Genomic DNA, 12,823 nt, shown 5'->3' with positions numbered 1-12,823 from the left:
GTCACTGGCAGCGAGGTGCCGGAATGGGTGCATCTACTGCCGGCTGGTGAAATCCGCACCAGTGACGGGCGCGGCCCTTCGCCTTTGAGATGGTGGAACACCGCACCCCGATCTATTTGTGCATTCTCGATTGAATACGCTCCAAGCCTACGTTACGCTGCCTGATAGACCAGAAACTGGATGATCCTAGTTTCCGCTTGGTCATATCTTGGGGGGCATTTTGGGGGCTGAAACAGCCAATCTTCGTTGGAGTGTTGTGCGACGACTCGAGTTCATCGAGTTCCGCCTGTTTTGGGAAGGGTGCGTCAATCGCTCTGACCTGATGGGCACATTCGGGGTCTCCCTCAATCAAGCGTCGACCGATCTGAACCGCTACATCGGCATGGCTCCCGGCAACATGGTCTACGACAAGAGCGCTCGAACCTACATTCGAAGCGGCAATTTCGATCCATTGTTCCTGAAGCCGGACGCCAACCGTTACCTATCTCAGCTTCGTTCCGCCGCCGACGGCATTCTCGACCATGCTGACACTTGGATTGGCCAGTTCCCTTCCTACGATTCTGCACCAACACCTGCCCGAGGAGTGAATGCCACGACCCTGCGTTCGATGATTGCCGCAATTCGGCGATCAGAAGCCATCGAGGTCAAATACCAGTCCCTGTCCCGGCCGGAGCCGCGCTGGCGCTGGATTGCGCCACACGCGATCGGGTTTGATGGATTTCGCTGGCACACACGGGCCTTCTGCCTCACCGACCAGAGCTTTAAGGACTTCCTTCTCTCACGGATCATCGAAACCCGCGGCACCAAACCGAGCGAGGTCGATGTTGATGGAGATGCCGACTGGAACGAGCAGGTGACTTTGGAGATCGGGCCGCACCCAGAGCTGTCCGGCACGCAGCAGAAAGTCATCGCGCTCGATTACGGAATGCGGGGCGGCAAGGCAAAAATCAAGGTCCGACGCGCGTTGTTCTACTATGCGCTCAAGCGGCTGGGGCTCGATACCGACCCGGCCGCTCGGAAGCCGCAGGACCAGCAGATCGTTCTCCTAAACCGAAACCAGGTTCTCGGCGGGACTGCATGATGACGATAGAGGCCACAAGCGAATTAAGCTGCCAGGGGTTCATATCCGCACCTCAGAAAGCCGCGAGTACTAAGGAAGACAGATGAATACGAACTCCACCCTCGCCGATTTCATCTGGAAAAACGCGGACGATCTCTGGGGGAATTTCAAGCACGTCGATTTTGGCAAGATAATATTGCCCTTCACCCTTTTGCGCCGTTTGGAGTGCGTCCTTGAACCGACCCGGGATCAGGTTCGCGAAACTGTCAAGAAGATGAAGGACAGCGGGATAGACTTGGACATCATCCTGCGCACCCAGACCGGTTACCCGTTCTACAACACTTCGAACTACGACCTGCGCAGCCTCGGTGCGACCCGCACCCGTCAGAACCTCGAGGACTACATCGCCTCCTTCTCTGACAACGCGCGCGTGATCTTCGAACAGTTCGATTTCGCGAACACGCTCGCCCGGATGGACAAGGCCGGGGTCCTCTACAAGATCTGCCAGAACTTCGCCGCCATCGACCTCCACCCGGACGCGGTTCCAGAGCGGGTGATGTCCAACGTCTATGAACACCTGATCCGGCGTTTCGGCGCCGAGGTGAACGAAGCGGCCGAAGACTTCATGACCCCGCGCGACGTCGTCCATCTAGCCATCGAGCTGCTGCTCGACCCGGACGACCAGATGTTCATCGACAACCCCGGCCTGATCCGGACCCTCTATGACCCCACCTGCGGCACCGGCGGCTTCCTGTCGGATGGGATGGAACATGTGAACGCCCTGCGCGACCGGTACTCGGTCGCCCCGGTCATCGTTCCCTACGGCCAAGAGCTGGAACCGGAGACCCACGCGGTCTGCCTCGCCTCGATGCTGCTAAAGACCGTCGAGTCCGATCCCGGCCGCGACTTGTCGAAGAACATCAAGCTCGGCAGCACCCTGTCCGACGACAAGCTCGCGAACGAGCGGTTCCATTACTGCGTCTCGAATCCGCCCTTTGGCAAGAAATGGGAGATGGACCAGGCTGCCGTGGTCCGGGAGCATCAGGAGAAGGGGTTCGAGGGCCGCTTCGGCCCGAAGCTGCCGCGCGTCAGCGACGGGTCGATGCTGTTCCTCCTCCACCTCCTCAGCAAGCTGGAGACGCCGGAGCGCGGCGGTGGGCGGGCGGCCATCGTCCTGTCAGGTTCGCCCCTCTTCAACGGGAATGCGGGGCAAGGGGAATCCGAGATCCGGCGCTACCTGCTGGAGGAGGACGTGGTCGAGGCTATCATCGCGCTTCCGACCGAGATCTTCTTCCGCACCGGGATCGGCACATACATCTGGCTCCTGTCCAACAAGAAGCCGGCCGACCGCAAGGGCAAGGTCCAGCTGATCGACGCGACCGCGCTGTTCGAGCCCATGCGCAAGAGCGAGGGCAACAAGCGCCGCCGCATCGGGGACGATCAGATCCGCCAGATCGTCCGGATGTATGCCGACTTAGTCGAGACGAAGGAGAGCCGCATCTTCGACAGCCGCGACTTCGGCTACCGCCGGGTGAAGGTCCTGCGCCCAATGCGAAAGAAGCTCGTATTCTCGGCCGAGGGGCTGGCGGCACTGGCTGATGAGACGGCCTGGGGCAAGCTAAGCGCGAAGCAGCAGGCCGGCTGGACCGCCTTGTTCGAGAAGATGACGGGCGACGAGCAGGCCTGGGGCTGGATAGACGCATGGACGAAGAATGCGGCCAAACGGGACTCCGCTTTGGGAAAGGTGAATGCCGCGCTGGTAAAGGCATTCCAAAAGGCCTTCGGCGTGCGGGATCCTGACCTCGATCCGGTGCGCGACAAGAAGGGCCAGGTCATGCCCGATGACGACTTGACGGATTTTGAGAATATCCCCCTTGGCGCGGACATTCAGGACTACATGGCGCAGGAGGTTCTGCCCCATGCTCCTGACGCCTACGTTGATGAGGACTTTCGCGACGAATACGACGGCCAGGTGGGCGTCGTGGGGTACGAGATCAACTTCAACCGCTACTTCTATGAATACCAGCCGCCCCGCGAGCTGGAGGAGATCGACGCCGAGCTGAAGGCGGTCGAGGCGGACATCGCGGCGGTTCTGTCGGAGGTGACGGAATGAGTTACCGGCGTCCGGCTGAGGTAAAGCCCGCAAAAACACCTTGGATTGAGCAAATCCCGGCGCACTGGGAGGAACGCCCTTTTTTTGCGGTGGCTAAAGAGCGACGGGCGAAGAACATCGGGATGAAGGAGGACAACCTTCTATCCCTCAGCTACGGGAACATCATCCGCAAGGACATCAACACGCCGAATGGCCTGTTGCCCGAGTCCTTCGAGACCTATCAAATCGTCGAGCCGGACGATGTCGTGTTCCGTCTGACCGACCTCCAGAACGACAAGCGTAGCCTTCGGTCGGCGATCTGTCCGGAACGGGGGATCATCACGTCGGCTTATCTAGCCGTGCGGTCGGAGGGCGTGCTGCCGGCGTTCATGAATTACCTGATGCGCGCATATGACGTGCAGAAAGTTTTTTATTCGATGGGCGGCGGTCTGCGTCAGTCTCTCGGATATGAAGACCTTCGCAGGATGTCGGTGGTTGCCCCCGATCTCGATGAGCAGGCTGAAATCGTCGCGTTCCTCGACCGCGAGACTGCCCAGATTGACGGACTGATCGAGAAGAAGACCCGGTTCATCGCGCTGCTGAAGGAAAAGCGGACAGCCGATATCATCGAGGCGATCTCCCCTAAGGAGGGATGGAGCCGCTTCCCCTTCTGGTCTGTGGCTAAACCGAAGTCGATTTCAGGCCGTCCGGACGAAGGTCTTCTGTCAGTCTATCTTGATAGGGGCGTCATCCCGTATTCGGAGGGTGGCGGTTTGGTTCATAAACCTGCCGAGAGCCTCGAAAAATACCAGATGGTCGAGCCAGGCGATTTGGTGATGAACAACCAGCAAGCGTGGCGCGGTTCTCTGGGTGTCTCCCTTCATCGGGGTATTGTCAGCCCCGCCTATCTCGTCTTGAAGCTGGATCGGGAAAAGATCGACCCAACCTTCGCAAACTACATGTTCCGAGCTCGTCCGTATGTCGAGAAATTCATGCTTTCCTCGATGAGTGTCGGAGACATTCAGCGGCAGATAAAATGGCCGCATCTGCGAATTGTGCCAGTGGTGGTTCCAAGCGTTGAAGAGCAGCGCAAAATCGCTGAGCGCCTCGATAACGAAGGAAAGCGGATTGATGATCTGATCGCCCTGACCGAGCGTAGCATCGACCTTCTCCGCGAGAAGCGTGCCGCCCTGATCACAGCCGCCGTCACCGGCAAGATCGACGTGAGGACCGCGGCATGAGCGACCTGCATCACGAGAAGCACCTCGAGTCCCATATCGTCCGTAAGCTCGCCGAGGCGGGCTGGCTGGTCGGCGCCTCCGACGCCTATGACGCGGACCGCGCCATGTATCCGGAGGATCTGGAAGCCTGGCTCCGGGCCACCCAGCCCCAGAAATGGGACCGGCTTCACGGGATGAACGGCGACAAGACCCTGACCGTCGTCATGGACCGGCTTGAGACCGCGCTGGAGAAACAGGGGATAGTGCAGACCCTGCGCCGGGGCTTCTCGATTGCCGGCGCGGGGCATCTGGAACTGTCCGAGGCGGCCCCCGAGGACCAGCGCAACGAGAAGGTCCTGCACCGCTACGCGTCGAACCGGCTGCGGGTCGTGCCGCAGCTGAAGTATCACCCCGGGCGCGAGCTCGCCATCGACCTCGGCCTGTTCCTGAACGGCCTGCCGCTCGCCACCGTCGAGCTAAAGACCGACTTCACTCAGTCAATCGAACATGCGAAGGCCCAGTATCGCCGCGACCGTATGCCCGTAGACCCGGTGACGAAGCGAAAGCACCCGCTCCTAACGCAGCATCGCGGCGCCGTTGTCCATTTCGCGATGTCCGACAGCGAGATCTGGATGACCACAAAGCTCGCGGGCGACGACACCTTCTTCCTGCCCTTCAACAAGGGCGACAACGGTCGCGCCGGAAACCCGGCGCGAGCCGACGGTGAGTATCCCGTCGCCTATTTCTGGGAGGAGATCTGCCAGCCCGACGCGTTCCTGCGGATCTTCCACAGCTTCGTTTATGTCGAGAAGAAGAACGTGGTCGACCTGAAGGGAAACTGGTCGGTCAAGGAGACCCTGATCTTTCCCCGGTTCCACCAGTTCGATGCGGTCAACAAGATGATCGCCGACGCGAAAGCGAAGGGGCCCGGGCACCCCTACCTATGCGAGCACAGCGCGGGCTCGGGCAAGACCTCGACGATTGCCTGGACGGCGCATGACCTGGTGAAGCTGCGCCGGGTCGACGGGGCGCCGATCTTCGACACGGTGATCATCGTGACGGACCGGAACGTCCTGGACGGTCAGTTGCAGGACGCGGTCCAGCAGATCGACCACCAGAAGGGTCTGATCGCCGCGATCGACCGGGAGACCTCGTCGAAGTCGAAGAGCGATCAGCTGAGCTTCGCGATGCTGAAGGGCACGCCGATCATCGTGGTGACCATCCAGACCTTCCCCTTCGCCATGGAGGCGATCCTGACCGAGACGTCCCTGCGGGACCGGAACTTCGCAGTGATCATCGACGAGGCGCACAATTCCCAGACCGGGAACACCGCCTCCAAGCTGCAGGCCACGCTGGCCCTGTCGGCGCGCAAGGACGCGGAGGAGATGACGGTCGAGGACATTCTGCTCGAAATCCAGCGGGCCCGTAAGCGCCCATCGAACGTGTCCCATTTCGCCTTCACGGCGACCCCTAAGCACTCGACCATGATGCTCTTCGGTCGCCCAGCCGATCCCACCAAGCCCGCCTCGGACGACAACCTGCCGGTCTCATTCCACAAGTACGAGATGCGCCAGGCAATCGAGGAAGGATTCATCCTGGACGTTCTGCGCGGCTACGTCCCCTACAAGACCGCATTCAACCTCGGACAGGAGATAGTCGACGAGAAGCGGGTCGACGGGAAGGCCGCCAAGCGGGCGTTGGCGAAGTGGATGACGCTTCACCCGACGAACGTCGCACAGAAGGTTCGGTTCATCATCGAGCACTTCTCGAAGAATGTGGCCCACCTTCTGGACGGGAAGGCCAAGGCGATGGTGGTCACCAGCTCGCGGGCCTCTGCGGTCCGGTACAAGCGGGCTTTTGACGCCTTCATCGCCGCGAACTCAGAATACGGACACATCCGAACCCTTGTTGCCTTCTCCGGCAAGCTCACTGGGCGTGAAGTGATGCACCCGAACGACGATCTGCTCCACGGGGACGCGTTCGTCGTCGAGGAGGACGCCGAATTCACCGAGGCGAACATGAACCCGGAGGCAGTTGGCAAAGATCTGCGCCACGCATTCGATCGGCCAGAATACCGGGTAATGCTCGTGGCGAACAAGTTTCAGACCGGTTTCGACCAGCCCAAGCTGGTTGCGATGTACGTCGACAAGAAGATCGCGAACGCGGTTGAGATTGTCCAAACCTTCTCGCGCTTGAACCGGACTTTCCCGGGGAAGGATCAGACCTTCATCATCGACTTCATTAACGGTCCGGACGTGGTCCGGGCCGCCTTCGCCCAGTACGATCGGGGCGCTCGGATTGAGGAGGTTCAGGACCTCAACGTCATCTACGACCTGAAGGAATTTCTCGACGATCAGGGTATCTACGACGGCACCCATATTCTCGACTTCCAGCGCGCCCGTTTCCGGACCGCTGCGTCTGCTGCGACCGGGAACGACGACGAGGCGGCGCACAAGGCAATGTACGCTGCGACGCAAGAGCCGACGGATGCCTACAACCGGCGCTTGTCCGAGCTGCAGGAGCGTGCGGCCGCGGCTGAGGATGCTTGGCAGCGCGCGAAGAGCGCCGGGAACGACGATGGGATGAAGCGTGCCGACCACGAACGCGAGCAGGTCGAAACAGCGATCGTTTCCCTTACCGACTTCAAGTCAGGCTTGTCCCGGTTCGGACGACTCTACGCCTACATCGCCCAGCTGGTAGACCTAGGGGACCCAGACCTAGAGACTTTTGCCGCTTTCTCAAAGCTGTTGGCAAACCGGCTCGACCGAGTGCCTGCAGCCGAGATCGACCTGCACGGCATCGCGCTGACTGGCTACGAAATCGGAGAGCGGGAACCGACAAGTGAAGACGAAGACGAGGAGCCGCCCACCCTCGACCCAGTGAAGGGCGGTGGTGGCGGTTCACGACCCGGCGCTCTGCCCGTGTATATGCAGGAGCTAATTGAGCGGCTGAATAGCCTATTCGGCGAGGCGACCCCGCTTGAGGACCAAGTGGCCTTCGTTAACCAGGTTGCGGCGATCACCCGCGAGAACCCGGTCGTGATGGCCCAAATCAACAAGAACAGTAAAGATCAGGCGATGAAGGGGAACCTGCCCGGCGCCGTCCAGGCAGCCGTGGTTAGAGCAATGTCCTCGCATAGTTCACTTGCGACACTGCTGCTGAGCAAAGACAGGCAGGCCCTGCCGATCCTCGAGGGGGTGATCTACGAGATCCTGAAACGGGGTGAAGCGCTCAGCCTGAATGAGTAAGTGATCGATTTTTGGAAGATAGGCATATGCAAGATCAACCCCGCTCCACCAACCTCTCCGGTCTGCTCGAGGACGCCCGGCGCCGGCTCGTGGAAACGGGAACCAGAAACCGCCTCATTCATGTCAACCGCTCCGCGAAGCGCGCCAACGTGCTCGACATCGTCGAGGAGCGAAGCGCGGATGTTTTCGAGCTGCTGAAGACGCAAGGAAAAATGATGCGTTTCCAGCCTCGCGATGAGGAAGAGGAGGAGCAGCCCGAGAATGAGCCGCTTCTCCTGGCGTTGGCTGATGATGCGGAAGACCCTGAAGATCGCGAAGCCCGGTATCGGGACCTGCTGCTGGAGACCCGGCTCGGCCCCGAGGCTCTGCAGCGCCGCCTCCTGCGCCTTTTTACAGACGCTCGAACCGCGGAGGAGGAGCAGGGCGTCAACATCCTCTACCTCGCGATGGGGTTCCTGCGCTGGTACGAGAGCGACAGCTCAGATGTGATGCGCGAGTCTCCTCTGATCCTTGTGCCCGTCGAACTCGTCCGGGATGACAGGCGTGCTACCTTCAACCTGCGCGCCCGCGATACTGAGATCGTCACCAACCTGCCCCTGCAGGAACGGCTACGCGCGGATTTCGGGTTCGAGCTACCCGAAATCATTGATGACGAGAGCTTCAGCCCAGAATCCTATTTCGAAGAGCTCTCCGACCGTATCGAGGGGCGCGCGCGATGGTCGATCGACCGGGACGGGATGCAGCTGGGATTCTTCTCTTTCTCGAAGCTCCTGATGATGCGGGACCTGGAACCGGAGCATTGGCCCGAGGACGCCTTCGAGTCGCATCCGGTCTTGGCCGGGCTACTCGACGGCGGGTTCGAGCGGTCCTCGCCCCTCTTCGGCCCACAGGAACGGCTTGACCCGCGGCTGGAACCCGGTCACCTTCTGCACGTGGTTCCCGCGGACGCCTCGCAGACCCGCGTGATCGAAGAGGTGCGCGCCGGTCGCAATCTCGTCGTGCAGGGACCGCCCGGCACGGGCAAGTCCCAGACGATCGCGAACATCATCGCCGCGGCTGCCCATGACGGAAAACGGGTCCTCTTCGTGGCAGAGAAGATGGCCGCGCTCTCGGTCGTGCATGACCGCCTGCGCAAGGTGGGGCTCGGGGATCTCTGCCTTGAGATCCACTCGCGCGCCGCCAACAAACGGGCATTTCTGGAAGAGCTCGCGCGGACGCTGGCGGCCGGCGCGGCGATCCCCGAGATGCCCGGACCGCCAGACGCGCTGCGCGAAGCGCGTGATCGGCTGAACAGAGTGGCGGACCTGCTGCATCAGCCGGTTCCGGGCTACGAGTTCACCCCATTCCGCGCGATGGCCGAGATCACCCGTTTCGTCGGCAAGGACGCGCCCCCGCCACGGCTCCCAAGCGAGGGGTTGGCCGACTTGGACGATGCGACGCGCCGGGAACACTCAGACCGGATCGCGGCCTATGCGGAGCTGCTGGCCCGGACCGGCACGCGCGCCGAGCACCCGTTCTTCGGGGTCGGGGCGACCGCGCTGCAGCCCACGGACCTTCAACGGCTTGAACCAGATCTGGCGCGCGCGGCCGATGCGGTCATGACCCTGCGCGACACGGCGACCCGCGTCGCAGAAGCAGCTGGACGGCCTGCACCGGGAAACCTCGAAGAATGTGCGACCCTCCATGCGCTCCTGATCGCGGCCGGAGACCGACCCGATGAAGCCCGAACGGCAACCAGCGCGCTTCTGGCCCATGCCGGAGACCTGCGGCTCGGCGAGGCCCTTGCGGCCGGGTCTACTTGGGCCGCAGCGCGCGACGACGCCGGCGCGACCTTCACCGAGGCCGCCTTCGGAATGGACCCGGCACCGCTCAGGGCACGACTCGCACCCGGAGTCGGCTCCTTCTGGTCCCGCCTTTTCGGACCCTATCGTGGGGCGAGCCGGGAGCTTGCGACTCTGCTGTCCGGAGCCCTGCCGAAATCGCCCGCCGACCGGCTCAGGCTGGTCGACACGCTGATCAACGTCCGAGGCCTCCGAAAGACCCTCGCTGAGGAGGAGGGTTTCCTGTCATCTCTACTTGGGCCGGACTGGCGCGGGGAGCGCACCCCTTTCGCGGCGTTGCAGGCGCAGGCCGCCTGGCTCGCCCGCCTCACCGAGATCGCTCCGATCGATACATCCGAAGCGCTGGACCGGATCTGTGCAGCGGCCGACGCCGCGGCGGAGCTGGCCCCCGCGCTGGACGCAGCACGAGCGGCGCTTGCGGCGATCGTGGACCGGCTTGTCCTCGTCTGGGATGAGCAGTCCCTCGCAGGGATCGAAGCCCGGATCATCGGCATGCGCGACGGGATAGGCCGCTACGGGGAATGGTCGCGCCTCTCCGCCCTGTCGGCCCGACTCGAAGCGGACGGTCTCGCCCCAATGCTAGCCCTTTTTGATGAGGGAGTGATCGAACCGGAAAACGCGGTGGACGAGTTCCTGTATGCCAGCGCCGAGGCCCGTTGGGAAGCTGCGCGCGCTGCCCTGCCGGATCTCGACGGGCTCGCCCATCTCGACCGGCACGCGCTCGTTGAGACCTTCCGCGGCCTCGAGGAGGCCCGGATGGAGGAGACCCGAAGGCTCGTGCGCGCCAAGCACCTCGCCCAGCTGCCCACGGGGGCGTCAGGGCAAATGGGATTCCTGCGAGGCGAGATGGCCAAGCAACGCCGTCACAAGCCGATCCGGCAGATCATGCGCGCGGCGGGCCAGATGGTGCAGCGAATCAAGCCGGTCCTCCTGATGAGCCCGATCTCGATCGCACAATACTTGCCGCCGGGCTCGACAGAGTTTGACCTGCTGCTGATCGACGAGGCCAGCCAGGTCCGGCCCGAAGACGCACTCGGCGCGATTGCACGCTGCCGCCAGATCGTCGTGGTAGGGGACCAGAAACAGCTTCCGCCCACCAGCTTCTTTGACCGAGTCGCCGGCTCTGACGAGGAGGACTACGAGGAAGACGAGGAGGAGATCAAAACCGCGTCGGCTACCGAAATGGAAAGCGTGTTGACGCTCTGCGAGGCGCGCGGGCTGAACCCGGCCATGCTGGAATGGCATTATCGGTCCCGCGATCCATCGCTGATCACCGTGAACAACGCCGAGTTCTACGAGCACCGGCTGATCCTTCCCCCGTCGCCGGTCCAGAACGATCCCGATTACGGGCTCGCGTTCCGCCGGGTGCCCGGCGTCTATTCCAGCCGCTCTCGCGGCGGTGGGCGCCCCGGCACGAACCGGATCGAGGCCGAGGCGGTGGCCCGCGCCGTGGTCGAGCACGCCCGGAGCCGTCCAGACCTGTCCCTAGGCGTCGTCGCCTTCTCCAAGGCGCAGTCCGACATGCTGACGGAGGTCCTCGAGATCGCCCGACGCGAGGATGAGATCCTCGACGCCTTCCTGCGCGAGGGACGCTCAGAAGACGTCTTCGTGAAGAACATCGAGAACGTGCAGGGTGACGAGCGCGACGTGATCCTTATCTCGGTCGGCTACGGACCCAGTGAGCCGAACGGCCGGCTCACCTCCATGTCTTTCGGGCCGGTGAACAGCGAGGGGGGCGAGCGGAGGCTCAACGTACTCTTCTCCCGCGCGCGTACCCGTTGCATCGTCTTTTGCTCGTTCGACCCGAACGACATCGACACATCTAGGACTAGCCGTGACGGGCCTCGGGTGCTCAAGCGGTTCCTCGAGTTCGCCCGCTCCGGCCAGCTTGCGCAACCCGAAGCGAGTGGTGCGCCGGCTGACAGCCCGTTCGAAGATGACGTCGCCAGCGTGATCCGAAACATGGGCTACCCCTGCGATCACCAGGTTGGTGCGGCGGGGTTCCTGATCGACCTCGGGGTCCGGCACCCCGATCAGCCCGGCCGTTACATCCTCGCGGTTGAGTGCGACGGTTCCGCCTACCATTCGGCGCTTTGGGCGCGGGAGCGCGACCGGCTTCGCCAAGACGTGCTCGAGGGGCTTGGCTGGAGGTTCCACCGAGTCTGGAGTACAGACTGGTTTTATCGACGCCACGCAGAGATCGACCGCCTTCGAGCCGCGCTTGAGGAGGCCGCACAAACCGATGGGCCCCATTACACGGGAGCAAACCGGGAGGGATTGCAGCCCGTTGAGGAAACGGCCGAGACTGCTCCGGACTTGGAAACCGTGCTGCCCCCGCCACTCGAGTTGTCCGCGCTCGCCTACGAAGTCTCCATCTTCACCGTGAAAGCGAGCTTCGAGCCGCATGAGGCGCCGCTACATCTGCTCTCGGACCTTGTGACGAAGATCGTTCAGGCGGAAGGCCCGATCCACCGCGACTTGATCGCGCGCAGGGTAGCCGAAGCGTTCGGCAAGAGCCGGACCGGCAGGCGTATTCGCGAGGCGTCGGACCGAGCACTCGCGAGCGCCATGCGTTCGGGCGGGATCGTCGCGGACAGGGAGTTCGTGATGACCAAGGCACAGCAGGATGACCCGCCTGTGCGCGACCGGTCCGCGCCCAACGCACCAGGAACGGCGGGACACCTGCCGCCCGTCGAGATACGTGCGGCGGCTGCCCGGGTGGTCGCCGAAAGCGGGGATATGCCGCGTGAGGAATTGATCGTGGCGACCGCACGGCTCCTCGGCTTCGCCCGGGTAGGAGCGGATCTGCGCGGAGTGATCGACGGCACTCTTTCCAAACATGTCTAATGCTCGAGAAACCGTCCGGAAGTATCGGCTTAGTTGGGCGCGCCTAGAAACGATGAAAACAATCGCACCAGCGCTGTCACTCCTCAATCATCCTCCTCACGTCGCGCACGGCACAGACGATCTGGCGCCGTAACAGCAACGCGATGATGAGGCCGCCCAGCGCGAGCGCGCCGATGGCGATGACAGTCTGCCAGTCCATGCCGGCGAGCGCTGCAAGTCCTGCACCGCCCGAGCCGAAGATGGTGGTGATCCAGCTCCATTGATCGGTGCGCTTGCGGATTTCAGCTTCAACGGTGACGGGAACGATGGGCTTGTCGACTGCCCGCTCCACCACAATTTCACGTGCCGGCTGGCTAGCAGCATGATGTTCTCGAACCTTGGCCAGCACCCGTCGTACGCGATCCGGACTGACCGCGGCGTTCTGGCCGGCATAAGCTCCTTTGCCAGAGATTGTTGGCAGAGACGCCCATTCATGGGCAAGGTTGTTGATCAGCGTATCTTCTGAGAGCCGGCCT

At 62.6% G+C, this 12,823-nt stretch carries 5 protein-coding genes and 1 pseudogene; 5 read left to right on the top strand and 1 reads right to left on the bottom strand.

Annotated elements, in window-relative coordinates; translation table 11 throughout:
• The first annotated feature begins 256 nt into the window (after nucleotides 1-256).
• The 5 genes from ACFPLB_RS17330 (at nucleotide 257) to ACFPLB_RS17310 (ending at nucleotide 12,308) form a co-directional block, all read left to right on the top strand.
• The gene (locus tag ACFPLB_RS17330) at nucleotides 257-1,081 is read left to right on the top strand and encodes a WYL domain-containing protein (protein ID WP_378232017.1); all 825 of its coding nucleotides are present in this window, start codon (nucleotides 257-259) and stop codon (nucleotides 1,079-1,081) included.
• 82 nt (nucleotides 1,082-1,163) lie between these two features.
• Nucleotides 1,164-3,173, top strand: coding sequence for a type I restriction-modification system subunit M (locus ACFPLB_RS17325; protein WP_378232015.1), 2,010 nt, complete (start codon nucleotides 1,164-1,166; stop codon nucleotides 3,171-3,173).
• The gene (locus ACFPLB_RS17320; RefSeq protein ID WP_378232013.1) at nucleotides 3,170-4,393 is read left to right on the top strand and encodes a restriction endonuclease subunit S domain-containing protein; all 1,224 of its coding nucleotides are present in this window, start codon (nucleotides 3,170-3,172) and stop codon (nucleotides 4,391-4,393) included. The genes ACFPLB_RS17325 and ACFPLB_RS17320 overlap by 4 nt, the downstream gene beginning before the upstream one ends.
• Nucleotides 4,390-7,620 carry a type I restriction endonuclease subunit R gene (locus tag ACFPLB_RS17315; RefSeq protein ID WP_378232010.1) on the top strand — a complete coding sequence of 1,077 codons (3,231 nt, stop codon included), beginning with the start codon at nucleotides 4,390-4,392 and terminating at the stop codon, nucleotides 7,618-7,620. Before ACFPLB_RS17320 ends, ACFPLB_RS17315 begins: the two co-directional genes overlap by 4 nt.
• Before the next feature lie 26 nt (nucleotides 7,621-7,646).
• The gene (locus ACFPLB_RS17310; RefSeq protein WP_378232007.1) at nucleotides 7,647-12,308 is read left to right on the top strand and encodes a DUF3320 domain-containing protein; all 4,662 of its coding nucleotides are present in this window, start codon (nucleotides 7,647-7,649) and stop codon (nucleotides 12,306-12,308) included.
• A gap of 76 nt (nucleotides 12,309-12,384) precedes the next feature.
• Here ACFPLB_RS17310 and ACFPLB_RS17305 read toward each other — a convergent pair.
• Nucleotides 12,385-12,823: pseudogene (locus tag ACFPLB_RS17305) on the bottom strand (hypothetical protein); the annotation flags it as partial.

The organism is Aquamicrobium segne, from assembly GCF_042656785.1.
Lineage (GTDB): Bacteria > Pseudomonadota > Alphaproteobacteria > Rhizobiales > Rhizobiaceae > Mesorhizobium > Mesorhizobium segne.
The sequence above is the reverse complement of the archived record's forward strand: the minus strand, read 5'-3'. Positions and strand labels throughout refer to the sequence as shown.

Coding starts and splice junctions, on each gene's coding strand:
- ACFPLB_RS17325 (WP_378232015.1), top strand. CDS start 1,164: ATGAATACGAACTCCACCCTCGCCGATTTCATCTGGAAAAACGCGGAC.
- ACFPLB_RS17320 (WP_378232013.1), top strand. CDS start 3,170: ATGAGTTACCGGCGTCCGGCTGAGGTAAAGCCCGCAAAAACACCTTGG.
- ACFPLB_RS17315 (WP_378232010.1), top strand. CDS start 4,390: ATGAGCGACCTGCATCACGAGAAGCACCTCGAGTCCCATATCGTCCGT.
- ACFPLB_RS17310 (WP_378232007.1), top strand. CDS start 7,647: ATGCAAGATCAACCCCGCTCCACCAACCTCTCCGGTCTGCTCGAGGAC.